Genomic DNA, 22,745 nt, shown 5'->3' on the forward strand with positions numbered 1-22,745 from the left:
GCGTACATAAAAAGCCACCCGACAGCTTCATCGGATGGCTCGTATCTCTCTTACTTGTTTCGCTTGACTCAAGTATAACCGATTTGAAGGAAAAACCGGGAAAATGACCCGATGTGTCAGGAAGTGTCAACCTTTGTCAGCCTCAACATGCTTGTGAAAATAAAAAGAAGCTGTCATCATCAGACAGCTTCATCTATTAAGCCGGGCTTTGTTTTTCATCATCCAGTCTGCTGTACCTGATCGCCATACATCGCCCATGCCATCTTCATCACGGCACTGCGCTTGATTTCATAATACCGCTGTCGGGACACACCGATTTCTTTGGCAATCAGATTGTTCTTGTCGCCATCCAGCAAAGCTTCGACTACCAACCGTTCCTGCTCTCCTGGAATCGTCTCAACCGCTTTGTTGATCCGCTCGATTTTATCCTGCAAATTTTGTAGCCTCTTCCATTTCCGCTCCCGGCGTACAACCTCTGCGTGCGTCTTATCACCATTGCTGCCTTTTCCTTTCGGCATCCCTGCATCCAGTCCGTACTGTGCGACCATTCCTTCCCCTGCTTCACGCAAAAAACGCTGGATGCGCACAATCTCGATCTGCATGTAATTGTAGTCGCGAATTTCTTCCTCCGCCTTTTGTAAAAAATCTACGATGGGTGCTTGCTCGCTCGTCCTGGCAAAACCTTCTTTTCTTGTGGATACTGTCTTTTGCTGCCCTTTTGTCTCTTGATCCCGCATGTACTTGTCCCACTCCGGGCAAGAATCGATTTTTCCTACGTGCTTATCATGAACCTGGCAATGTGATTTCTTTCCCCAGCACGTTGCCGGACACACCTCGCATACTGCTTCCATGAAAACATCTTTGCTGATCAAGGTACTATTCCCCCTCGGTCATATATATGAAGTCCGTATGATTGCTTATTGCTTATCGGTTTTCGTTGAGTCTTGCGTCTTTTCTTAATCTTTGAGACAAACCGATCTGTCCGATAATGACTCCGACCAATAAAACAACTGCTCCGATTAATGCTGCTTCTATCATTTCGTACGTATCTCCTTTGCATGGTCATTTTCTTGTATAATGAAAGGGGGCAAAGAGGATACTCACCAGTTGTATTCTTTGCCCCAAGCAATTAATGGGGATTCCGATCGTCAGTCGGGGTCTCCTTTTTTTCCTGCTGCTCTTTCTTTTTCTCTTTGTTTGCCTTTAATTGCAGATTGAACAGATTATTGATCCGAATCTGCAAATCCACCTGCTTAAACGTGACGATTAGAGCAAGGAAGCACACGACAACCGCGAGAACCTGAACGTAATCAATCGTCATCATAGCATCACTTCTCCACTGCGGATCGCCTCGAGCATCGCCGTTTTCATTTCTTGCATGCTCTCTTCGCGAGGTAGTTTGATAAAGGAAGCAAGGTACTCCATGTCAGGAAGCAAAAAGTCGAGGATCGTCAGTACGGCCCGATTATCCCCTAACTGTGCTTTTTGGAGGGTCAAGCTGAACGAGTCAGCTTCTCGGCCAATTGGCGCAAATATTTGTTTTTGCATTTACTCACTCCTTGTCTGGTCATATTCAGTTTTTGGGCTACCTGTTCTTCTGTCATTCCTTGAATAACGACATGCTTGATAATGATCCGGGCTTTTTCTGGGAGCTGCATCAACACCTCCTGAACATACAGGTCGGACAGATTGTCTTCGATCGTTTCCGTTCCCCGCATCCCTTCTTTAATCACCGTCTCCCTGCACAAACGCTTCTTGGCGGCGTATTGCAATCGCCAAGCAATCCTCTTGAGCACCTTTCTGCAATGCTCTTTTAACTGCTCATCTGTCATATGCTTCACCTTCTGTCTTTTTCGAACATCCAACCGAAAATAGGAACACTCGTTCTCTTTGTAGTACAAGTATCTCATACTATGGTAATAAGTTCAAGTTCTTTCTACCAGATTTTTGGAGATGATTTCTCCGATTAAACTTCTGCATAAATTCTAAATAAAACGTCAAAAAACACGATCCCCAGTGGAGATCGTGCCTGTGTAGAAGTATGAAATTATCCTTACACAACGGATGTTCCCACTCGATAAAAGTACAAAATTCCCATACTTTTCGAGCTTTATCTGTCCATCACACAAAAGACATGATAAAAATAAAAAAGCAAGCTCCTCTCTCATTCACAACAGAAGAGCTAGCCTGCTTTTTTATCTTTCGCACTTTTTTAATCCCAAATATTCGGTCGTTCAACGCCCATCGTTCTCATATAATCCAGCAGTTGACCGGTATGTACCGACTCATGATAGGCGATTCGGAGCAACATGTCTCCAAGTGTGCGGACATAGCCTACATCGGATCGATCAATGCGGATACTCTCCAAATCGCTCTTGGACAACCCTCTGACGAAGCGGAGAAACTCTTCTCGATATGGCTTCGCAAAGGCCAAATCTTCTTCTACGGTCGAAAACTCTTTGGTTTCATACGGATTGGGGATGTCAGACAGGGCAGCGCTTCCCCGTTGGATCAAAATCTGGTGATACAAAAACTCACCCTCCATGACATGACGAATCATTTCTCCGCACGTGAACGCTTTATCGTCAGGCTTCCAGTTCAGCATATCTGTAGGGATTGCCTTCCACACCTTGATGCTTCTACGTCTTACTTCCTCAAAGTTTAAGATTAAGAGATCATTTTCGTTCATGCCATTCTTCCCTCCCCGTAAGCTCGTCCTAATTTTTTTGATAGAGATCACAAGTCGCTACGTGATCATTGACCATGCCGACTGCTTGCATAAAAGCGTAGCAAATGGTTGAACCGACAAAAGTAAAACCGCGCTTTTTCAAGTCCTTGCTCATTTTGTCGCTGATTTCGGTTGAAGCAGGCACATCCTTCATTTCCTGAAAATGATTATGAATCGGCTTCCCGCCTACAAACGACCAAAGATAGCTGCTAAAAGACCCAAACTCCTCCACAACCCGCAAATAGGCGTGGGCGTTCTTCACGACGCCGCGAATCTTCAGCCTGTTTCGAACGATGCCTTCGTCTGTCAGCAATTGTTCGATTTTGGCTTCATCGTATTGAACGATTTTCTCCGCTTCAAAGTTATCAAACGCTCTTCGATAATTTTCCCGCTTCTTCAGGATCGTGTACCAGCTCAGTCCGGCCTGTGCGCCTTCCAAATTCAAATATTCAAAAAGCAACCGATCCTCATAGACAGGAACTCCCCACTCGTGATCGTGATAATCCATATAAATAGGGTCCTGATTCACCCAGCCGCACCGATTCATGAAAAGAAACCTCCTCCACCAAATACGAACATATATTCCTATATAAAGAATATACAATCATTGGGTATTTTGCAAGTTTTTCTTCACAAAAAAAGACCTCATCAATCCGAGGTCTCTCTGCAATCAAGCAGTTAAAATAATTGGCTTCCCCTTCGTTACAACGATGGTGTGCTCGTATTGCGCTACATAACTCTTATCAGGCGTAATGAGCGCCCAACCGTCCCTGCCATCATCCACATATTCCGTCCCCGTTGATATGAATGTTTCTATTGCCAACACGAGACCTTCTGTGAGCAAGCGTCTTTCCTTTTTGTCATAGTAATTCAAAATGTAAGCAGGCTCTTCATGCAAGCTTTTGCCGATGCCATGGCCCGTAAGGTTTTTGACGACTGTAAAGCCCTTTTTCCTTGCCTCCTGGTGAACAATGCGACCAATTTGGCTTAGCTTTGATCCCGCCTTTGCTGCATCCAATGCCTTGTACAGCGACTCCTCTGCGCATTCGCATAAGGATTGCTTCTCAGGCTCACCTTCCCCTACCACGATTGAAGCACCTGTATCGGCAAAATAACCACCCAGCTCCGCCGAGACATCAATATTGATGATATCGCCATTTTGCAGAACTGTATCATCCGGGATGCCATGCGCGACAATGTGATTGACACTGATGCATGTATGCCCTGGAAAATCATACGTAATATTCGGTGCAGATCGCGCTCCGTACTTTGCCAAGATCTCTCCGCCAATCCGGTCGAGTTCTTTTGTTGTCACGCCCGCCCGCACTGCTTTGAGCATCGTCTCCCGTGCTTCCGCCACAATGCTACCAATCCGCTTCAAACAAATCAAATCATGTTCATTTTGAATCGACATATGTTGCCCTCCTGTCTACGAATGTAATGATTCCTCTACATTGGAACATTTTTCATTGCCAATCGCAACCTGTTGAAAAAACAAAGAACCCCAGAAGCACCCTCCGCGGCCCTTAACTAGCTTCCCCCCAGTCTCTCTACCAACAACCAAACAACATTCGAAATGAGCAAAGACTGTCCGATTCCAAAACTGAATCCTGTGAAAAAACGCAGCTTGTTATTGCTTGTTCGCCACTTCCACTGTTGGGTAAAGCCATCAATCAGCATGGGCAATAAAAGCAGTCCAATCAAATAGTAAGAGGTCACGATATGCATTCCTGCAAAAACAGGCGCCGGCAGGTATCCAACTAGGATCGATACACATCTGGCACATAGGGGCATTTTCTTACCACCGATAGAAAAGCAACGATCTGCTCGTCGATGACAGGGAATCCACTGCGTATTGATCTTCATCAGCTCCCACAATCTGGCTTGCAATCGCAATCTGGTGTACCACAATCCGGACAATCAACGGGAAGATGGCTGCAATCTGGCAAACCATTTTTACGCTTTTTCCGGTTTGTCGAATAATAGAGGATCATGCTAATGAAAACGAGAAGACCAAGTATGAGCAAGACTCCTCCTGTAACATAATCCCCTTGATACAGAAATACGCCTCCCGCAATCCATGTGATCATGCAAAGCGTTAATCCAACAAAAAACAGATACACCCTCTCCCTTCCTTTCTTTCTACGAGAAAGAGTATCTGCAGTTTCAACTGTGCGTTACGTCCGGGCGTGAAGTCATCGACCCGGCCGATTTGTTATAGCGTCCACATATTTATACCGCTCTGTACGTGCGGATGTAAGCCGAAAAAACACATCCCTTCTCTTTATTTGAAATTACTTTCGTATTTGTCTCACTTGAGTAAGACCAATACTAAGCTTCAAAAAAGAGAAGGGAATAGTGGGAAGATGAGAAGAACGTTTCTATTCTAAGCGTTTCGTTTTCTCCGCAGTTGATAATAGGTCACAGCCAGTGCAAGCGCCAAAACCGTCCCCTTAATAATATCGTACGCGTAATACGGCAGATTGAGCATCGTCATGCCGTTGAGCAGCACCCCGATCAGGATCGCTCCCACAAATGTACCAAAAACGTTTGGCTTCCCTGCCCCGAAAACGGAGAAGCCTACAAAAGCAGCCGCTACTGCATCCATCAGCATGGAGCCGCCGCTACTCACCTGCCCGGTACCGATCCGCGCTGCCAAGAGCATCCCGCCCAAGCCCGCAAAAAGAGCAGAAAGCACATAAGCCAAGGTACGATAGCGATTCACAGGAATCCCCGACAGACGGGCTGCTTCCAAATTACCACCTGTCATGTACAGCATCCGCCCCTGTCTCGTATAGGTCAGGTACACATGCGTAATTGCGACAAGTAAAAACGTCAGGATAACCGGAACAGGAACGGAGAGAATTTCTCCTTGGCCCAGCCACAGGAACCATTCCTGAAATTTTCCCGGAGCCTGTGAGCCGTCCTGCATCGGCATGTTTGCATAGATCGAGTAACCTTGGGAATACGTCATATGAAGGCCGTTGACGATGTAGAGCATCGCCAGAGTAGCCAGCAAATCAGGAATGCGGATTTTTACGACCAGGAAAGCGTTGACCAGCCCGACGAGCAAGCTGAGTACAATCGGAACAACCAAAGTCGTGAAGACTCCTTGTTCGTACCAAACCATCATCGAAGCAGAAACGACCGTGGTCAATGAAACCGTCGATCCTACAGACAAATCAAAGCCTCCGACAATCAGCGAGAACGTAACGCCTATCGCGACAAATGTCACAATCGAGATGGAGCGAAGAATGTCCGTCAGGTTGTCGTACGTGAAGAAATATGGGTTGGTCAGACTGAATAACAACATGACAATGACGATGACTGCAACCGTTCCGTATTTGTAAACAAAATCAAACAAGCTAAACTTTTTATTTGCCACGTTACTCACCTCCGCTTGCGTAGTACATAATCAGCTCTTGTGTTGCTTCCTCGCGACTCAATTCCTTCACGATCTTGCCCTCGAACATGACGAGAATCCGGTCTGCGATCCCGATAACTTCCTGAAACTCACAGGAGAAATACAGGACGCCCTTTTTCTGCTCGGCAAGATTTCCGATCAGGCGGTAAATATCACTTTTCGCGCCGATATCCACTCCTTTTGTCGGCTCGTCAAACATAAAGAGGTGAGCGTTTGTATCCAGCCATTTGCCGATGGCGACTTTTTGCTGGTTTCCGCCGCTGAGAAAACCGACCAGCTGCTTGATATCGGCTGTTTTTACCCCAAGACGCTGCACGAGCTCTCTTGCGTTAGCCGCTTCCGCCCCTTTTTTGATAAAACCGAGCCAGGACTTCTTTTTCAACGAGGCGACAGACAGGTTGTTCTGCACGGACTCCTCTACGAAAATCCCTTCTTTGCGCCTTTCCTCCGGGACGAGAACGATTCCGGCATCGACAGCGTCTTTTGGCGAGCGCAGTTGGATACGTGTTCCATGCAAGCGAACAGCTCCAGCCTTTGCCTCATCTGCGCCGAAGAGCAATCGGGCGAGCTCAGTCTTCCCTGCCCCAACCAGACCGACGACACCCACGATTTCTCCCTCGCGAACCCGCAAGTCGACACCGTGTACCTTGCCGCCAGCCACACCTGACGCCTCAAAAATCGTTTCGCCAATCGGCACTGCAAGCTTCGGGAACTCCTCGTCGAAGCTTTTGCCCAGCATGTTCGCGATCACTTCGTCCATACTGGTCTTCGCCGTCTCTGTGGTCACAACATGCTGTCCATCGCGCATGATAGTGATCCGATCACAGATTTCAAAGATTTCTGGCAGGCGATGGGAGATATAAATGATCCCGACTCCAGCTTTTTTCAACTGCGCAATGATTTGAAACAGCCGTTCGCTCTCCTTCGTGCTCAACGGCGCTGTCGGTTCATCGAAAATGACGTATTTTGCCTTTTGAACGGTCGCCCGTGCAATCAAAATCAATTGCTTTTCCGACAGCGTACATTCTTCGACGAGCATCCTCACTGGAATGGAAAAGCCGAAGTTTTTTAAAATCTGCTCCGTTTCGTTGTACAAGCTCTGCCAGTTGATCAGCCCCTTGGTTTTCGCCTGGACGAGCTGGTCCGCCAGTATGTTTTCGGCGACACTCAAATTCGGGATCAGGGCGGTGTCCACTTCCTGATATACACATTGAATGCCCTGTGCTTTGGCGTCCTGCGGAGATTGAATCGACACGGCCTGTCCATCGATGGTGATCGTACCGCCATCTGCCTGATACGCTCCCGTGAGGATTTTCATCAGGGTACTCTTTCCCGCACCATTCGCTCCGAGCAGTGCGTGAACCTCTCCTGCGCGCACCTCAAAATCGACGGATCGCAGGGCAGGAACCCCAGAAAACTGCTTCGCCATCCCTTTCATCTGCAATGTGGACATGTTTCACACCTCCTGTTAACCTGCGTGTTCCCACCTCTATAAGGAAAAATCCCGTTGGCGGATACAGCTCAACGGGAAAAGCCAATTTGGTTCTTACTTGCCCCACTCTTGTACGTATTGGGACAGGTCGCCCATCGTTACTTTTTTATCCTTCGGCAGGTCTTCTTGTTTCACCAGCACTGGGTTTAGCTTCACGTTGTCTGGCACTTGCTCGCCTTTGATCTTTTGGAACACGGTTTGGGCATGGATGCGTCCGATATTGGATGGGTCTACCGCTGCCGTCGCTGCCCACGGAGAGTTTTCCGCCTGGATCATTTGCAAATCCTCATCGCTTAAATCGATGGAGTATACTTTGATTTCCGTACGTCCTGCTTGTTGGATGGCACGTGTCGCCCCTTTGGCAAATTCATCCCAAGCCGCCCATACTGCTGTGATGTCGCCTTTATTCGGATACTTTTTCAAGATCGCTTCCATCTGCGTTTGTGTATCGAGAGCCGTATTGTTGGTAGCAGAACCGAATGCCGCAATTTCTTTCAAGTCCGGGTATTTCTTCTGGAAAGCTTCGTACGTCACTTGGCGTTTTTCCATTGGCGCAAAGCCAGCTACCCAAACTTTTACGATGTTGCCTTTGCCGTTTGTATCTGCCGCCAGCTTTTCCAAGCTCAGCTCTGCCAACTTGTTGTCATCCTGCGCCACAACTGGCACACCCGGAATGTTGATGTCTGTATCAAACAGGACAACCGGAATTTTTTTATCCACGGCCTTTTGCGTGCCCTGCTGCAACGCTTCTGCCGTACCATGATCGATCAGAATGCCATCAAACCTTTGGTTCACAGCCGCATCGAGGTTGGACGCCATTTTTGCCAGATCAGTATCTGCGTTGAATACGGTCAACTCGCCCCCGTTTTTCTCCACCTCTTTCTTCACGCCATTGATATATTGAGCGGAGAACGTCCCTACGTTTTGGCGCATGATCAGTGCGATTCTCTTTGCCTTCTCTCCCGAAGCACCGCCGTTTGTACTGCCTGTTCCCGTTGTTGCCCCGCTGCCGCATGCCGTCACGAGAACAGAAGCTGCCAAAACAAGTGATGTGATCAGACCGAGTTTCTTTTTCATTTTGATGTTCCCCCTTTTTTCTTTTTAAAACAGATAACAATGATGAAATTTTTTTGTTTCCCCTCAATCAATTGAAGCTTCTTTTGACTTCACTTTCAAAAAGGAATAAAACTTCGTAGAAGAAGCGCATTTCCAGTCCAAGCGCCTCTGGAGCCCATCTCAGCTTCGGAATAAATGGCGGGGAATTTCAGCTTCACTTATGAAATCCTTCCTGAACCTTCTGCGTTTGAAGCTCTCCCGCCATTTCTTCCGAAGCGGACAGTCTTCACTCACAGCGGGGCGGAGGCCGAAGCGTAGACTGGAAATGCGCTTCTTCCCCACGACAGCTACGCAAAAAATCCTCTTTCACAGAGAAAGAGGACAAAAATCGACAAGATTCTCGCCTCTTATCTGTCAGGTATTCTACCTGTTGGAGTTAGCACCTTGGCTCGAAAGAACGCATTCTCTCGTGCTAGGTTGCCGGGCTTCATAGGGCCATTCCCTCAGCCTTCTCTTGATAAGAGTAGTTTCTATTTTCAAAACGTTTGTATAAGTATATACAGAATATAATCTGGCAATTACCTATCTGTCAACTAGGTTTACCGAAAGAATTTTCTTGATAAATATTCCAGTTTCTTCTGTAACATCAAGAGGGATTTTGTTGTGTCTTGTCGAATTATCGTAGATTGATACAAGCCTAGCAAATATTTGCGATGGGGATGCTACATGAGTCTATTAAAAGAAGTTATTCTTCAATGGTTTTTCGCCATTATCCCGTTTGTGTTTTTCAACATTTATTACCGTGACAAAATGAGGAACTACAGCCGTTCCTTTATTGCCATCACCAGCTCAGCCTGCATGTTTCTCGCGATGACCTTCGCCCCGAGTGTCACGAATGGCATGTTTTTTGATATCCGACATGTCATCATATTTTTCGGACTAGTTTATGGCGGAGTCGAGATTGCCCTGCTCCTTCTGATTGAAGCCTTGGTTTATCGGCACTACCTTGGTGGCGAAGGAACATGGGTTGCCTTGCTGATCCTTACAGTCAATTTTGTCTTGTCACTCTTTTTGTATCGACACTACAAAGCCAGTTATCGGAAAACACTGTATCTTTTTATGACGAGTGCGATTTTTTCTACGGTTGCTTTAGGGACTACTTATTACTTTTTTCCCACGTATGTAACTCAACACCTCGTTTACTACACCATAGCGATCCCTATTCAAAACTTTTTCGGCCTCTGGTTATTAATGTCGCTTTTCAGCAAATGCGTTTCGGATAAGGAGCTGTTTATCCGCCACGCGCAAAACGAAAAAATCCAGACGATGAGCCATGTTGCTGCATCGCTTGCACACGAGGTTCGCAATCCGCTGACAGCAGTCAAAGGCTTTTTGAAATTAATACAGGAATGTCCGGAAAATTTGGTAAAAGTCGATCAATACATTCGCATAAGTCTTGATGAAGTACAACGCACAGAAGCCATTTTGACCGAGTACCTTGCCATTTCCAAGCCGCTCAAGGAACGACATGAGATCATTAATCTTAGCGAGCATTTGCATGCCATCCGCGAGGTGATGCTCCCCTTTGCCAATATGCATAACGTGGAGCTTACGCTGCAAGATTTTGAGAGACCTGTGACGATCAAGGCCAATCCAGACGAGTTCAAGCAAGTGTTGGTGAATTTCATCAAAAATGCTATCGAGGCGTGCTCGGATATTTCGGACGGAAAAGTCTCCCTGGACTTGCTCATCGAGCGAAACAAAGCCCTGTTGGTCATCAAGGATAACGGCGTCGGCATGGATGCAGGACAGATTAGCCGTCTCGGAACGATTTACTTTTCTACGAAAACAACTGGGACCGGCCTTGGATTGACGTATTCCTATCATGTCATTCATGCGATTGGCGGAACCGTCAATGTATCAAGTAAACCACGAGTAGGAACCAAGTTCACCATTATGCTCCCGTATAAGGCACAGTGACTTCATGCAATCTTGCAGAGGGACTGTGCCTTTTTCCATTCGATTGCTAATGATGCAACGGGGGTACTTGTGGTTCTTTTTTGTTTTTCAAGGAAAACTGCAATTCATTTTGGCGATTGATCGTCGCGAGAAAGACTTGTTCGGACGCGATCCCCTTTTTCTTTAATTCGTGCAAAAGCCATTGCTCATCGCGTTTCCGGTATGACAGCACATCTGGATATATCTTGCCTTCCACAATGACCGGCAGCGACATTCCCGCTGAAGAAGTATTGATGCCCAAATCTTGTTTCGTTACGACCTGCTGTTCTACTTTTTTGAGCACAGTCAACCGACCGTTTGCCTCGATAATAGCCAAATCAATCTCTGCCAGGTCAAAAATATCTTTTTCGCGAAGCATATGGAGGACATTATCGAGCGAGTAGCGGATTTTTTTCAAGTTTTTGAAGTGAAAAGCCCCGTTGTGGAAAATGACGGTCGGTTCAAATGTAACCATTCTGCCAAACCAGCGAAAGACAATGGACAAGTGCGATACGACCCGTTGCAAGATCCCCAATGTCACAATCGCTACTGCAATTGAAATATGCCGGACATCTGGCTCTGCAATGTCAGCTCCTGCCACTGAGCCCAAAGTAATAATGATGATAAAGTCAAAAACAGGTAGCTCCCCAATCGAGCGCTTGCCCATGAATAAGGTGATGATCAGTAATAAAGGAATAATCGTACATACGCGCCCGATGACGATCATGGTTTCTCCGAATCCTTCCACGTTTGTCCCTCCCCTCACGCTTTACTATGCAAATTCTGGGAAGGCATTATGCAAAACAAAACACCAGGAGTCTCCCCCTGGTGTCTCTCATTATTGGAGTGGCAGCCATTCTCCCGTAATGGCATCCACATCCCCATTGCTTTTCAGTATTTCTGCCGAATAGACCAAGACTGGTTGCTCTTGAATCTTATTGTAATTGTTATCAAGCGGGAAGACATAGCGAGGACTGAGCGGATGATGTTGGAGATAAACCTGCGCCGCCTCTTCCGTTGAAATCACCTTGGCCACATCTGCGAAGCTCTCCTGCTCATGCGGGAATGTCAAATTCACCCCGATAATTTCTCCTGTCTGCCCGTCGATCATGACCTTATAATACTGATCCGGCACGATTACGCCGTTTATTTCTCGGACAAAATTCAACTCAACCTGTCTGCCCATCACGTACACTTGCTCCTGCATCCGCACCGTCTTCACCCGTGAATCCAAATACGGCTCCAAAAACAAGATCGCTCTCTCCTGCAATTCTGCGACGGTACGTGTCGGATCACCTTCTCGCAGCTCAGGATAAGAGATCTTGAACGCTGCTGCCCGATTGTTGACAGTAGTCAGCCGCATGGATCGCTCTCCTTTTTTGGCCTGGTATTCCCGTTCGTTGTCTCCCAGCATATATTCAGGCACATTACTCCCCATAAAGGTGAAGCCCTCCACCTTCTGGCCGAAGAACTCCATGGCAGCCGCAGCCTCTTTTGCCGATGCAACCATTGTCTTCTTGCCTCCGGGCTTGACGGCAATGCTGTCGCGAAACGACTCTCCACGCCACAAGGTCGTTTTCACTTCCTTGCCAGTACGAGCGTCGAGATACCCGGAGAAGCTCTCCCTGTAGCGAAGAACGTAGTCCACGTCCTTCTTCCCAACTCTCTCATACGTCAGCTGCATGACTTCTGCAAGTCCGCTCTCTGTTTTCTTCGGAGAAGGCCTCTCAGCTATTGGAGGAAACTGCCCAGCGTCCAGATTCATTCCGGTTGAATCCCCTGAATTGATATAGCGAATATGCCCGACATCGCTCATGCCAATCACATAGTTATCTCCTTCTACCTGCACGTCATTCACATAGCGTTGCAAGCGGACGGCTTCATGCGAAACGGTATCTGTTCCCTCTTGCCCATCTACTTGTTCGATCCGATACTGTTCCAGATTTTTGCCCAGGAACGGTTCCATAAATGCCTTCGCCTGTTGCTCTATTCTCTCCTTGGAAAGCGTTCCTTTGACTTTCTCTTGCCCTGGAATCTTCTCCAGATCGAATCCGAGCAAGAGCCCGCTTTTGGCGTCCAGCTTCGCTCTGGCATATAGCGACACTTCTGTTCGTTCTTTGTTGCTAAACGTGCGAAAATCTATGTCGTACACCTCTCGAGGAGCTTTCGCTACGTAGACCCTCTTTTCCGATTCCCGAAAAGGAGGATATTTCTCGTACAGCTTTTCCAGTGTTCTGATCGCCGCTTGGCTTAGCTCGCTTTCTGTTATTTCTGTCGAGGAGAAGGAGCGGGGAACCAAATGCGCTTGTGATTCAACCCGAGATTGCGTGAACATCTCCGGGGTTACACCCATCATCCATACTGCTGCTGCCACCGTAGCGGCGGAAACCGTCCATGTCGCCAGCTTGAGGACGATTCTTTTCGAGCGATTCGTTTTGGTGCGCGCCCGTTGCACCAGCTTTGCTTCCAGCGCTTCGACGAATTCGCTCCTTGGCTCCGCATCCTTTGACTGAGGAAGAGCCGCGAAGAATTGCTCGTCATTTGGAGTATTCATTGGCCAACCCTCCTATCCAGTCGACATGCAAAACTTTTTTGAGTTCTTTTGTTGCTCGGTGAAAATCTACACGGATCTTGGCTTCGCTTGTCCCGAGGATTTCTGCCGTTTCCCGAATGCTGTAGGCCTTGATGCCGCGCAAAATCAGTACATTCCGCTGATGCGGCTTCATTTTTTGCATCGCCTGCTCAATTTCCAGCTGTTCTTCCTTAGAAACCAGCTCCGCTTCCGGCCTTCCCAGAAGAGAAGGCAGCCCTTTTAACAATTCCATGCCAAAAAGCGTTTGCACCCGCCTCTTCCGGTAATCATCGATGGCGACATGCTTGGCAATATGCAAAATCCATGTCTTCACACTGGAACGCTCTTCATATCTACCCAAAGCGTTCAAGACTCGGATAAACACTTCCTGCGTCAAATCCTCCGCATGCTCGCGCTTCCCCGTGAAGTAGTAGAGATATTGATAGACATCACGGTAGTGCTCACGATAGATCGCTTTAATCCGCGCTTCGTAATCGATTGTGTCCTGCACTGGATTTCCTCTCCCTGCTCCCTACCTGATAAATTGACCGGTAACTGCGTCAACCTTTCCGTTTCTTTCTTTTGGCTCATAAACAAGGACAGGTGTTGACTGGTATCGCCCGTTAAGGGAAGGAAATACGTAGCTCATTGTAAGCGGATTAGCTTTTAACAATGCTTGTACGGCTTGCTCGGGCCCTACGACATTTGAGGCATCAGCATAGGATAATTTATCAGTAGCTACTGGTAAACTAGCGGATACAATGTCTCCCGTATGCATGTCAACTTTTACTGAATAGCCCTGTCCCTCAACCATAATCCCTTGGTGTATAGGGGAAAATAGAAACATTTGCTTGCCTGCTTCTCTGTTAATCATTTGTGGTACCAGCTCCGTTACCTCTGCGTCTACAAATGGTTGCAGAAACGCCACTGCTTTTTCCTCGGCAGCTGCCTCTGTGATCACTTTCTGCTTTGGTGGGTTTTCAATTACATGGAAGTACGTAATCTGATCATTCGTTGTCCTTACCGAGAACTTTTTGTTGCCAACCACGGCATCATACTCCTTTTCCCCTGCGAGAACTGGCGCACCTTTGGTCATTTGAAACACGATTCCTTCGGGCAATGGAATAAAAGTGGAGAGTGCGGTAGCTATCTCCTCATTGGTCTTGGCGAAGACCCGCTGGTTTCCAGGCGTTACCGTAATTGGTTTCCCGTACTTATTTTTCGTGGTCCATCCGGACTCTACCTCGGCTCCTGATCGTGCATCCAGATATCCAGAAAAATTCAGGCTGTAGACTGGGTGGAAGCCAGCACCTATGTCTCTTGCTTTTTGCTCATAGCTGAGGTGGAGCATGTCTTCTAATGGTTTGCCAATTTCGTCTGGATTCTTAACCCCTGACGGAGCGGCGAATTTACTTGCGTCCATCTGCAATCCTGTTGTGTTTCCTGCGTTTATATAGTCTAGCTCGCCTACTCCATTGATCGCTACTACGTAAGAATCGTCTTTTACCGGAATTTGATTCACAACCCGAACGAAACGCACATTTGCCACGGTCTCTGCACCCTCACCATCAACTGTTACCTCGTCTATTCGGTATTGCTTGATAGCGTCACCGATGAAATTCTTCAGAATACTTGGCGCTTTTTCTTTTCCCATCGCTTCCGTAGGACGTGCAGTCGGTTTCTTTTTGGGAATGTCGTGTGCAGAGAAGAATAGCAACATACCGTTGTTTGCATCGATTTTGGCATCCGCATACAGAGATACTTCCGTCCGCTCCTTGTTGCTGAAGATGCGGAATTGGATCTGGAAGGCATCTCGCTCCTGATTGTTACGCGAAATGGTTTTTTCCGCATTTTTTAATTCCGGGTAGTGTTTGATCAGCCTGTCTACGGTTTTTTGGGCTACTTTGCTCAATTGGGGTTGTGTTGATTTAACTGCCGCGGCTTGTACAGTTACTTGTGGTTGCGTAATCCACAATGGGCTTGAGAAGAGCAAAGCAGCAGCTCCTACTGTGATCATCAGCTTTTTGGTTGCATATGGTTTCATTTTGAATTTCCTCCTGGCTTTCACTTTTTTTATGTTCTTAGCCCAATAGTCGAAAGTAGAAGGGAAATGTTACAAGGAAATCAAAATAAAAAAAGGCCAGTCAAGCCTTTGACAGGCCGCCTAGCCGTTGCGAGGTTTTGAGAGCGACATCCTTTACCCGTTCAATCAAATACTGGAGTCGTTCCTCCTTCAAATCATACGTGACAATTCCAATGCTCAACGCCCCGATTACCTTTTGGTTGTAATCAATCACCGGTGCTGCGACAGAGGCCGTGTTTTCCGTCCGCTCCGCAAAGCTGACCGCATGACCAACACCTCTGATCTCCTGGAGCTTCTCCATAAAAGCTGGCGCCTGCTCTTCACCCAAGAGCTGGACAACCGTTTGTCTGGCTTCTTCCACAGGCATGTGTGCCAGCACGACTTTATTGGCCGCACCGATATGCATCGGAATCCGCAAGCCTAACTGGTCGTAGATGCGGATATTGTGCTGACTGTCTACGCGTTCGACGACAATGGATTCGAGTCCGCTAGGCTGACTAAAATAAACACTTTCGTTCACTTCTCTGGCAAGCTCCTCGATCATCGGCTTGATCACCTTCCGATAATCGATCCGATCGAGCACCCGCAAGCCGAACTCCATCCATTTAATCCCCAACGTATATTGCTTGGCCGCAGCATCCTGCTCTACCAGTCCATGCTTCATCAACGTGTACAACAGCCGATAAATGGTGCTGACCGGGAGCTGGCATTCCTTCGCTAGATCATTGATCGTCCACCATTTTCTATGTTCATCCGACGAAAGTGCCGTTGCAATCGCCATCGCTCGATCAAACGATTGAATCACAGTCATCCCCCCTTTTCTATCAATCTTCTCCTATGAAACTATGGTAAACCATTTGCTCTAATTTTGTGAATCGCAAAAAAACTCCTGAAAGGAATCGCAGATTGACAGTCAGAAATCAGAATGTGTAAACTAATGATGAAGATTTCGAAATATGAATAATATTCTGCAATGTGGAAAAAGGGAGGCAACTATGTTCCAAGGCAGCCAATCCATGGTCAAGAAGATGAAAACCGTCATCATCAAGCATCCCCATCAAGCATTTATCAGTCAAGAACATCTCGATCAATCGTGGAAAACCTTCAACTATACAGACCGCCCAGACTGGGACCGCGCTCTGCATGAATACGCCAAATTCGAATCGATTTTGCGCGAGCATGTGGAAAACGTCCTGCACTTGCCACAATCCGATAAAACCGGACTGGATTCCATTTACGCCCACGACCCGGTGAAATTTACTTCCAAAGGGGCAATCATCCTCAAATCTGGTAAAGAGCTCCGACAGGGAGAAGCAGAAGTATACAAAGCCTTTTTAGAAGAAAACAATATTCCGATCCTGGGACAGCTCACAGGCGATGCCTTGTCAGATGGCGGCGATCTCGTCTGGCTGGATGATAAAACACTCGCGATTGGCCATGGCTTTCGTACGAACGAAGCGGCTATCGCTCAAATTACGGAAATGGTCAAGGATTTCACGGATGAAATCATCGTGGTACAGCTTCCGTATGATCGCGGTCCGGCGGAATGTTTGCATCTGATGTCGATTATCAGCATGGTCGATCATGATTTGGCAGTCGTCTACTCCAAGCTGATGCCAGTATTTTTCCGTCAACTGCTCATCGACAGAGGCATTCAGCTAATCGAGGTACCTGATCCTGAGTACGATAATCTCGGCAGCAATGTTCTCGCCCTTGCGCCGCGTGTGTGCATGGTTGTGGCAGGCAACCCGATTACGAAGCAACGCCTTCTCGACGCAGGTGCGACTGTGTACGAGTATGAGGGCGAAGAGATTTCTTATAAGGGAACAGGTGGGCCTACTTGCCTGACAAGCCCGGTGGAACGAATCTAGCCGTTACCAAACTGAACTGCACCTCCATTGTTAGATACCTTTAACGATTGGCGGTGCAGCTTTTCTATGACCAAAAAGTTTCCTTAAGCAAAAACTTTGTTGCCTAGGAAAGAATCTTACCTTAAACTAAAATCATAAGATATCGACTACGTGTACTTTTTTTTACCTTCATTTTTGCCCTAAGCCAACAGTTTGTCCTTAATGAAAAAGGAGAGTGAACCTCATGCCATCCATCAGTATTCCTTTGTCTGATGCCTTGATTGGTAGCCACATCTGTCTGGATCGTATTGACGTTCAGGGTATACTGCGCAGACGATTGCTGGATCTCGGCTTCGTCCCCGGTAACATCGTGGAAGTCATGCAAAAAAGTCCGTTGGGCGATCCCACTGCCTTTCGGGTAAATAACACGATCATCGCCCTGCGCAAAGAAGAAAGCTCCCTCATATTCGGGGAGTACGTAGGAAGTGACGAAACATGAGTTCATACACAATTGCGTTGGCAGGAAATCCGAATACCGGGAAGAGTACATTATTCAACACATTGACGGGACTTCGCCAACATACTGGAAACTGGGCAGGGAAGACAGTCGTAATGGCTGAGGGAGAATTCTCTCGGGGAGATACGACTTTTCGGATCATCGATTTGCCAGGTACGTATTCCTTGTATTCCAACTCGGCGGATGAAGAAGTGGCGAGAGATTACATTATTTTTGAGCAACCCGATGTCACCATCGTGGTACTGGATGCAACTTCATTGGAACGAAATCTCAATTTGGCCTTGCAGGTGTTGGAAATGACCCCTCGCGTCGTCGTATGCGTCAATTTGATCGATGAGGCGAAAAAGCTTGGCATTCGTATTGATCTGGAAAAAATCTCGCAAAGATTAGGGGTTCCCTGTATCGCCATTTCCGCCAGAAATCATATCGGGATCGAGAATTTGCTCGATCAGGTGGAGAAGGTAGCGAACGGAACCACCGTGCCCACTCCTGTACAGATAACCTACAGTGATCAGATTGAATCCAAGCTGGCACAGTTGGAGTTGCTCATTGAGAAAACCTTGGGTAGTCGTTTTCCGACAAGATGGATCGCTCTGCGGTTGCTCGATGGCGATGAAAGTTTGTTGAATACCTTGCGGGAGCGAATGCAAAAGCCAGCAGAGTCTTTCGGAGAGGAGCGCTTGACCCATGGCCAAACCGTTTGCCACTAATCCGTCCGATCCACTGGATGCGCTTCTTTCCGTGGCCCGCGCCTCAGTCGCAGGAAGTGAGATTCGGGACACGATTGTAAGTGACATTTACCGCACCAGTCGCAGCATTTGTAAGGAAGCTGTGACCTACGAAAACAAAGAAAAGCTGTCTCGCGTATACAAGCTCGATAAAATTGTGACGTCCAAAATATGGGGCTACCCCATCATGCTGGCGATATTAGGTGCAGTATTCTGGATCACAATCGCAGGTGCCAACGTTCCATCCGGAATGCTTGCCGACATGTTCGGCGTTGTCGAGGGCTATTTAACTGCTGGCTTTCAAGCTGCACATGCACCTGAATGGCTGCACGGGATTCTGGTTCTCGGATTCTTTCGCGGTACCTCATGGGTTGTCAGCGTCATGCTGCCTCCGATGGCTATCTTTTTCCCAGTCTTTGCCCTGCTCGAGAACTTCGGATATCTGCCGCGTGTCGCGTTCAACATGGATCGTCTGTTTAAAAATGCTGGCGGACACGGCAAACAGGCATTGACCATGTCGATGGGGTTCGGCTGTAATGCAGCTGCCATCCTATCAACCCGAATCATCGAATCTCCTCGGGAGCGAATGCTCGCGATTCTGACCAACAATTTCGTTCCGTGCAATGGTCGCTGGCCCACATTGATTTTATTGTCTTCGCTATTTATGGCGACCAGCGCGACAAGTGGATGGCAATCTCTGACTACTGCTCTCATTGTAATGGGTATGGTTATTTTTGGAATCGCTATCACTCTTATGGTTTCCTGGACATTATCCAAAACAGCCTTGCGCGGGGTACCGACACACTATACGTTGGAGCTGCCCCCTTATCGCCGTCCGCAGATTTGGAAAACGATCCTGATCTCAAGCAAGGATAAATCGTGGAGCGTGCTGAAAAGGGCCGTCATTGTGGCCGCCCCTGCCGGTATCATCACTTGGGTATTGGGTAATATCTATGTCGGTGGGGACAGCATCCTCGCCCATATGGCTGCCTTTTTTGATCCGTTTGCGCAACTCATTGGTCTCGATGGCTACATTCTCATGGCTTTTATTCTCGGCTTGCCCGCCAATGAAATCGTACTGCCGATCCTTCTGATGGGGTACATGTCCTCCGGTGCCATGGTTGATGTGGAAGGCCTCGACAACATCAAGGATGTCTTCTTGCAGCACGGGTGGACTTGGTTGACAGCACTCAATATGATGCTGTTCTCTCTGCTTCATTACCCTTGCGGCACAACCTTGTTCAATATTTACAAGGAAACGAAAAGTGTAAAATGGACGGTGCTTTCCGCACTCATTCCGCTAGCCATTGCGGTCGGAGTAACGTTCTTGACTGCCCAGGTGGCAAGAGCACTCGGTTGGGTGTAAAAAACAGTAAAAAGCCTTTGCACAATACCAGACCTCTTGGTTCGTGCAAAGGCTTTTTCGTTAATCTTCCAGTGGAGTCCTATTTATTTTGTAATAGGTATCACGCCATCCAATCTGACTCTCTCAAACTCTAGCCCGCCCATCTCTACCGTATACGTATCCTGTTTCGGTACCCTAAAAACAATGGAAACGGTTTCCAAATTTTCTGCCACAATCATATCCTTGTAAGCCTGACCCTCTACACGTAAGTTAATTGCTTCTGGTCCCTTGTTTGGAACGACAATGGACAGCTTGCCTTTGTCGTAATTTACCTTTTCAATGTTCAGCTGTTTCTTTTTTCCAAACGGAATCGTTTGCGGATATTTGGCATTCATATCAATCACGAAGTTATCCTTTAGGGATCGCTTCATCGTCACTTCATCAAATCGCAGCTTCAGTTTTTCCGGGAGTGCCCCATAGAACAGCGACGGAATAAATTGCGCCCTATAGGTATCTGTCCCCTGTACATGCTCCACGTTTTTATTCACCTTGTCGTCTATCGCTAGATACTCTTTCCCGCTTCCATCCACCAATATCATATTTTCTAATCGATGTAGAACAAACCCATCCTCGAACTTAGCCTCAAGCTCTATCTCTGTCACAGTAGGCGAAGCTATCATTCGGTTCATTTGCAAGCTCGTCACCAGACCATCTGTTTTAAGCACCGCATCTACATCTGAATCCGGTTGGATTATTTTTTCGGCGGCAGTGACAGACTTTGGCAGGGGCAGCAACAGCTCAGCGACCACTACATCATCTCCTGATTTTCGCATATCAACGATTTGCACTGGCAGGACAGGCTTGGTCTGACCCATCAGCGCCTGCATTTCTTTTTCGTCCATTCGATAATCCGACTTGATTATGAGATAATGCACACCATCGATCATTTGAAAATCCCTTGATCCATGACTTCTTTCTGACAGCTTCCCCAAATCTACACGAAGACTCCCATAAAGCATATCGCTTCTTTTCGATTCATCCGGAATTCGCGCAATCTCCTCCATTTTTTCACCGGAGATTAACAGCGTAAACGTAATCCGTCTGTGATCCACCATGGCATCCCTGATCTGATAAACAAAACCGTCCTTCTCCAATTTTACCTCAGGCAGAATCGGATACCCGTTCTTCAAAGCATGCATGAAACCTTCATCGGGCGTGACCCATTCAAATACTTCTTGGCCTCGCTCTGCACCAGTCAGTCCCCACAAGCTTCCATCGAAGGGCTGAACAATCTGGAAGAAAAAGGTAGCAACAACTGCCACTCCGGCTGCCCAAGAGGTTACCTGCCAGCGACGGCGACGCTTCTCACGCTGAATTTTTGTGAGTACCTCTTGCTCGAATTTTTCCAAATGAAACGGATATTTTTCACGAACGGATTGCTTTGCTAATTGACTCCATTCCCTCCACATGCGATCGTCGCTCATCCTTGTACCTCCTTCGACATGGTCTCCTTCAATTGCTTTCTAGCTCGATGCAAACGCGTACGGACGACCTCTTGCGAAACGGAGAGAATATCCGCTACTTCCGCAATCGACAGGTCTTCGTAATAATGCAGGAGGATAACCTGCCTGTACTTCGGTGCGAGGGATTGAATGTAGGTGACGATCTCTTCCCGCTTCACCCGGTTTAAAATCTCTTCCTCTACCTGATTGTTTGCCTGCCGATCCATCAGGTCGCCCAAATGATCATCCATCGTCGGAAAAATGTTGCGGAACGACCACGACCGAAAATGCTTTTTGCTCTCATTCATCGCGATCTTGTAGAGCCAATGCTTGATCTCTCCGTCCCCGCGGAACTGATCGAGATGTCGATATGCTTTGATAAACACGTTTTGGGTAATATCGTCCGCCAAGGCATGATTTTTTACCGTGAGGCTTACCAGATGAAAAATTTTCTCCCCGTATTGCTGCATCAGCCATTTCAGTCTGGCTTCCCGTGTAACCTCCAGACTCACTGGCATTGTTTCTGCTTCGTTCAACCCGTTCACCTCATCCGTTGATTGCTTGCTATTAGGTATGATCCATCTCACAGCAAAAAGGTGACAGAAAATGCAAAAAGAAACCGTTGTGATTTCCACAACGGCTACTTCGCTATCGCTCTACAAAAAATGCTGCATCCAAATATTCGGCTCGATGTATACCACTTCGTCCTTTTCCACGTCAACCTGCACGGGAACTAATGCGTCTGGAATGATGTACGATCCGGACTCGGGAAATTTCATCCCTGTCCAGCTTTCCCAATCCGTCAGATTCCCTCTGATCAGCATGGATTCCGGCGCTACCTGCATAATCGTCGCTCCCAGTCTCCAATGCGTGCGCACCCACGGATCAAACGGAGCGTCATCGGTCGTTTTCCAATGAACATACTTGTCCATGGGCGTGAGCGGGTACTTGTGCTTGAGCGATGGACGTACGGGTGCCACCAAGTACGCCAAGCCATTTTCCTTGGCGATATTCTTCATCGCCGTAACCATATGCTTGCTCAGACCGAGTCCGCGATAGCGGGGATCGATGGAGATGGAGAGTGCCGATAATGCATTTGGCTGTTTTCCTTGGCGGTAGTCTTCAATCCCTTGCAGAAAGACATCGTCCCAGCCTTTTGGCAACCCTTCCACAGTGCCATCCCAATAAAATGGAATCGCATTTCCTACAGCCATCACCTTGTCAGCCTCGTCCGTCAGCACGAACTGATAAGGCGAGAACCAGTCATACAAATGATTGTAATATTCATTCGCCACTTCATCATTGAGCATGAAGGCAGACCAGCTTGCCTCGATTAGTACATCAGCTTGATCATCTAGATCTGATCTTTGTGCGAAAGTGTAGATGTTGTATGACATGCTTGGAATCCTCCTACGAACTCAGATGTCTAGCTTCCCATCTAATCCCTATT

General features: G+C 47.4%; 25 protein-coding genes and 1 riboswitch. Of the genes, 5 read left to right on the plus strand and 20 right to left on the minus strand.

The window, feature by feature from the left end; all coding sequences use genetic code 11:
* Nucleotides 1-218: 218 nt before the first annotated feature.
* The 12 genes from BBR47_RS25525 to BBR47_RS25580 form a co-directional block, all read right to left on the minus strand.
* On the minus strand, nt 219-872 hold the full coding sequence (locus BBR47_RS25525) for a hypothetical protein (protein WP_041749650.1): 654 nt from the start codon (nt 870-872) through the stop codon (nt 219-221).
* Nucleotides 873-1,129: 257 nt separating this feature from the next.
* Nucleotides 1,130-1,324 (minus strand): hypothetical protein, encoded by a 195-nt coding sequence (locus BBR47_RS25530; protein ID WP_015893333.1) that lies wholly within the window; start codon nt 1,322-1,324, stop codon nt 1,130-1,132.
* Entirely contained in the window at nt 1,321-1,548 is a 228-nt protein-coding gene (locus BBR47_RS25535; protein WP_041749651.1) for a hypothetical protein, read from the minus strand. Before BBR47_RS25535 ends, BBR47_RS25530 begins: the two co-directional genes overlap by 4 nt.
* A complete protein-coding gene (locus BBR47_RS25540) occupies nt 1,494-1,832 on the minus strand; it encodes a sigma factor-like helix-turn-helix DNA-binding protein (protein WP_041749652.1) in 339 nt (112 codons plus the stop codon). The genes BBR47_RS25535 and BBR47_RS25540 overlap by 55 nt, the downstream gene beginning before the upstream one ends.
* 380 nt (nt 1,833-2,212) lie before the next feature.
* Complete coding sequence (locus BBR47_RS25545; RefSeq protein WP_015893336.1) at nt 2,213-2,689, minus strand: DinB family protein; 477 nt, start codon at nt 2,687-2,689, stop codon at nt 2,213-2,215.
* Between the two features lie 28 nt (nt 2,690-2,717).
* Nucleotides 2,718-3,275 (minus strand): DNA-3-methyladenine glycosylase I, encoded by a 558-nt coding sequence (locus BBR47_RS25550; RefSeq protein WP_015893337.1) that lies wholly within the window; start codon nt 3,273-3,275, stop codon nt 2,718-2,720.
* A gap of 123 nt (nt 3,276-3,398) precedes the next feature.
* Nucleotides 3,399-4,142, minus strand: coding sequence for a type I methionyl aminopeptidase (map, locus tag BBR47_RS25555; RefSeq protein ID WP_015893338.1), 744 nt, complete (start codon nt 4,140-4,142; stop codon nt 3,399-3,401).
* Between the two features lie 116 nt (nt 4,143-4,258).
* Nucleotides 4,259-4,594 (minus strand): DUF2085 domain-containing protein, encoded by a 336-nt coding sequence (locus BBR47_RS25560; RefSeq protein WP_015893339.1) that lies wholly within the window; start codon nt 4,592-4,594, stop codon nt 4,259-4,261.
* A complete protein-coding gene (locus BBR47_RS25565; RefSeq protein ID WP_015893340.1) occupies nt 4,594-4,851 on the minus strand; it encodes a hypothetical protein in 258 nt (85 codons plus the stop codon). The genes BBR47_RS25560 and BBR47_RS25565 overlap by 1 nt, the downstream gene beginning before the upstream one ends.
* Before the next feature lie 263 nt (nt 4,852-5,114).
* Nucleotides 5,115-6,113, minus strand: a complete 999-nt coding sequence (locus BBR47_RS25570; protein WP_015893341.1) for an ABC transporter permease — start codon at nt 6,111-6,113, stop codon at nt 5,115-5,117.
* A 1-nt stretch (nt 6,114) separates the two neighbouring features.
* On the minus strand, nt 6,115-7,605 hold the full coding sequence (locus tag BBR47_RS25575) for a sugar ABC transporter ATP-binding protein (protein WP_015893342.1): 1,491 nt from the start codon (nt 7,603-7,605) through the stop codon (nt 6,115-6,117).
* Between the two features lie 93 nt (nt 7,606-7,698).
* Complete coding sequence (locus tag BBR47_RS25580) at nt 7,699-8,721, minus strand: sugar ABC transporter substrate-binding protein (protein WP_015893343.1); 1,023 nt, start codon at nt 8,719-8,721, stop codon at nt 7,699-7,701.
* Between the two features lie 383 nt (nt 8,722-9,104).
* A riboswitch (SAM riboswitch) is annotated at nt 9,105-9,224 on the minus strand.
* Nucleotides 9,225-9,426: 202 nt separating this feature from the next.
* On the opposite strand from BBR47_RS25580, the gene BBR47_RS25585 reads away from it, so the two are divergent.
* On the plus strand, nt 9,427-10,680 hold the full coding sequence (locus BBR47_RS25585; protein WP_041749653.1) for an ATP-binding protein: 1,254 nt from the start codon (nt 9,427-9,429) through the stop codon (nt 10,678-10,680).
* Nucleotides 10,681-10,726: 46 nt separating this feature from the next.
* Here the strand turns inward: BBR47_RS25585 and BBR47_RS25590 are convergent, their stop codons facing one another.
* From BBR47_RS25590 to BBR47_RS25610, 5 genes are all read right to left on the minus strand, one after another.
* Nucleotides 10,727-11,446, minus strand: coding sequence for a DUF421 domain-containing protein (locus BBR47_RS25590; protein WP_015893345.1), 720 nt, complete (start codon nt 11,444-11,446; stop codon nt 10,727-10,729).
* Between the two features lie 90 nt (nt 11,447-11,536).
* Nucleotides 11,537-13,252 carry a hypothetical protein gene (locus tag BBR47_RS25595; protein ID WP_041749654.1) on the minus strand — a complete coding sequence of 572 codons (1,716 nt, stop codon included), beginning with the start codon at nt 13,250-13,252 and terminating at the stop codon, nt 11,537-11,539.
* The gene (locus tag BBR47_RS25600) at nt 13,236-13,781 is read right to left on the minus strand and encodes an RNA polymerase sigma factor (RefSeq protein WP_015893346.1); all 546 of its coding nucleotides are present in this window, start codon (nt 13,779-13,781) and stop codon (nt 13,236-13,238) included. The genes BBR47_RS25595 and BBR47_RS25600 overlap by 17 nt, the downstream gene beginning before the upstream one ends.
* Nucleotides 13,782-13,802: 21 nt before the next feature.
* Nucleotides 13,803-15,314, minus strand: coding sequence for a hypothetical protein (locus BBR47_RS25605; RefSeq protein ID WP_015893347.1), 1,512 nt, complete (start codon nt 15,312-15,314; stop codon nt 13,803-13,805).
* 100 nt (nt 15,315-15,414) lie between these two features.
* Nucleotides 15,415-16,158: an IclR family transcriptional regulator gene (locus BBR47_RS25610; protein WP_015893348.1), complete on the minus strand. Its 744-nt coding sequence runs from the start codon at nt 16,156-16,158 to the stop codon at nt 15,415-15,417.
* A gap of 190 nt (nt 16,159-16,348) precedes the next feature.
* Here BBR47_RS25610 and BBR47_RS25615 point away from each other — a divergent pair, with 190 nt between their 5' ends.
* The 4 genes from BBR47_RS25615 (at nt 16,349) to BBR47_RS25630 (ending at nt 19,814) form a co-directional block, all read left to right on the plus strand.
* Nucleotides 16,349-17,224 carry a dimethylarginine dimethylaminohydrolase family protein gene (locus tag BBR47_RS25615; protein WP_015893349.1) on the plus strand — a complete coding sequence of 292 codons (876 nt, stop codon included), beginning with the start codon at nt 16,349-16,351 and terminating at the stop codon, nt 17,222-17,224.
* A 223-nt stretch (nt 17,225-17,447) separates the two neighbouring features.
* Complete coding sequence (locus tag BBR47_RS25620) at nt 17,448-17,702, plus strand: FeoA family protein (RefSeq protein WP_015893350.1); 255 nt, start codon at nt 17,448-17,450, stop codon at nt 17,700-17,702.
* The gene (locus BBR47_RS25625; protein ID WP_015893351.1) at nt 17,699-18,430 is read left to right on the plus strand and encodes a FeoB small GTPase domain-containing protein; all 732 of its coding nucleotides are present in this window, start codon (nt 17,699-17,701) and stop codon (nt 18,428-18,430) included. The genes BBR47_RS25620 and BBR47_RS25625 overlap by 4 nt, the downstream gene beginning before the upstream one ends.
* Nucleotides 18,408-19,814 carry a nucleoside recognition domain-containing protein gene (locus BBR47_RS25630; RefSeq protein ID WP_015893352.1) on the plus strand — a complete coding sequence of 469 codons (1,407 nt, stop codon included), beginning with the start codon at nt 18,408-18,410 and terminating at the stop codon, nt 19,812-19,814. Before BBR47_RS25625 ends, BBR47_RS25630 begins: the two co-directional genes overlap by 23 nt.
* An 83-nt stretch (nt 19,815-19,897) precedes the next feature.
* Here the strand turns inward: BBR47_RS25630 and BBR47_RS25635 are convergent, their stop codons facing one another.
* The 3 genes from BBR47_RS25635 to BBR47_RS25645 form a co-directional block, all read right to left on the minus strand.
* On the minus strand, nt 19,898-21,277 hold the full coding sequence (locus BBR47_RS25635; protein ID WP_041749655.1) for a hypothetical protein: 1,380 nt from the start codon (nt 21,275-21,277) through the stop codon (nt 19,898-19,900).
* Entirely contained in the window at nt 21,274-21,831 is a 558-nt protein-coding gene (locus tag BBR47_RS25640; RefSeq protein ID WP_050763845.1) for a sigma-70 family RNA polymerase sigma factor, read from the minus strand. Before BBR47_RS25640 ends, BBR47_RS25635 begins: the two co-directional genes overlap by 4 nt.
* Nucleotides 21,832-21,951: 120 nt before the next feature.
* Nucleotides 21,952-22,692, minus strand: coding sequence for a GNAT family N-acetyltransferase (locus BBR47_RS25645; protein WP_015893354.1), 741 nt, complete (start codon nt 22,690-22,692; stop codon nt 21,952-21,954).
* Nucleotides 22,693-22,745: the final 53 nt, after the last annotated feature.

It is taken from the genome of Brevibacillus brevis NBRC 100599 (assembly GCF_000010165.1).
GTDB classification, from domain to species: domain Bacteria; phylum Bacillota; class Bacilli; order Brevibacillales; family Brevibacillaceae; genus Brevibacillus; species Brevibacillus brevis_D.

Excerpts from the sequence above, each read along its gene's own strand:
- BBR47_RS25530 (WP_015893333.1), bottom strand. The coding sequence starts at position 1,324 with ATGATGACGATTGATTACGTTCAGGTTCTCGCGGTTGTCGTGTGCTTC.
- BBR47_RS25535 (WP_041749651.1), bottom strand. The coding sequence starts at position 1,548 with ATGCAAAAACAAATATTTGCGCCAATTGGCCGAGAAGCTGACTCGTTC.
- BBR47_RS25540 (WP_041749652.1), bottom strand. The coding sequence starts at position 1,832 with ATGACAGATGAGCAGTTAAAAGAGCATTGCAGAAAGGTGCTCAAGAGG.
- BBR47_RS25545 (WP_015893336.1), bottom strand. The coding sequence starts at position 2,689 with ATGAACGAAAATGATCTCTTAATCTTAAACTTTGAGGAAGTAAGACGT.
- BBR47_RS25550 (WP_015893337.1), bottom strand. The coding sequence starts at position 3,275 with ATGAATCGGTGCGGCTGGGTGAATCAGGACCCTATTTATATGGATTAT.
- map (WP_015893338.1), bottom strand. The coding sequence starts at position 4,142 with ATGTCGATTCAAAATGAACATGATTTGATTTGTTTGAAGCGGATTGGT.
- BBR47_RS25560 (WP_015893339.1), bottom strand. The coding sequence starts at position 4,594 with ATGAAGATCAATACGCAGTGGATTCCCTGTCATCGACGAGCAGATCGT.
- BBR47_RS25575 (WP_015893342.1), bottom strand. The coding sequence starts at position 7,605 with ATGTCCACATTGCAGATGAAAGGGATGGCGAAGCAGTTTTCTGGGGTT.
- BBR47_RS25580 (WP_015893343.1), bottom strand. The coding sequence starts at position 8,721 with ATGAAAAAGAAACTCGGTCTGATCACATCACTTGTTTTGGCAGCTTCT.
- BBR47_RS25585 (WP_041749653.1), top strand. The coding sequence starts at position 9,427 with ATGAGTCTATTAAAAGAAGTTATTCTTCAATGGTTTTTCGCCATTATC.
- BBR47_RS25595 (WP_041749654.1), bottom strand. The coding sequence starts at position 13,252 with ATGAATACTCCAAATGACGAGCAATTCTTCGCGGCTCTTCCTCAGTCA.
- BBR47_RS25605 (WP_015893347.1), bottom strand. The coding sequence starts at position 15,314 with ATGAAACCATATGCAACCAAAAAGCTGATGATCACAGTAGGAGCTGCT.
- BBR47_RS25615 (WP_015893349.1), top strand. The coding sequence starts at position 16,349 with ATGTTCCAAGGCAGCCAATCCATGGTCAAGAAGATGAAAACCGTCATC.
- BBR47_RS25620 (WP_015893350.1), top strand. The coding sequence starts at position 17,448 with ATGCCATCCATCAGTATTCCTTTGTCTGATGCCTTGATTGGTAGCCAC.
- BBR47_RS25625 (WP_015893351.1), top strand. The coding sequence starts at position 17,699 with ATGAGTTCATACACAATTGCGTTGGCAGGAAATCCGAATACCGGGAAG.
- BBR47_RS25630 (WP_015893352.1), top strand. The coding sequence starts at position 18,408 with ATGGCCAAACCGTTTGCCACTAATCCGTCCGATCCACTGGATGCGCTT.
- BBR47_RS25635 (WP_041749655.1), bottom strand. The coding sequence starts at position 21,277 with ATGAGCGACGATCGCATGTGGAGGGAATGGAGTCAATTAGCAAAGCAA.
- BBR47_RS25645 (WP_015893354.1), bottom strand. The coding sequence starts at position 22,692 with ATGTCATACAACATCTACACTTTCGCACAAAGATCAGATCTAGATGAT.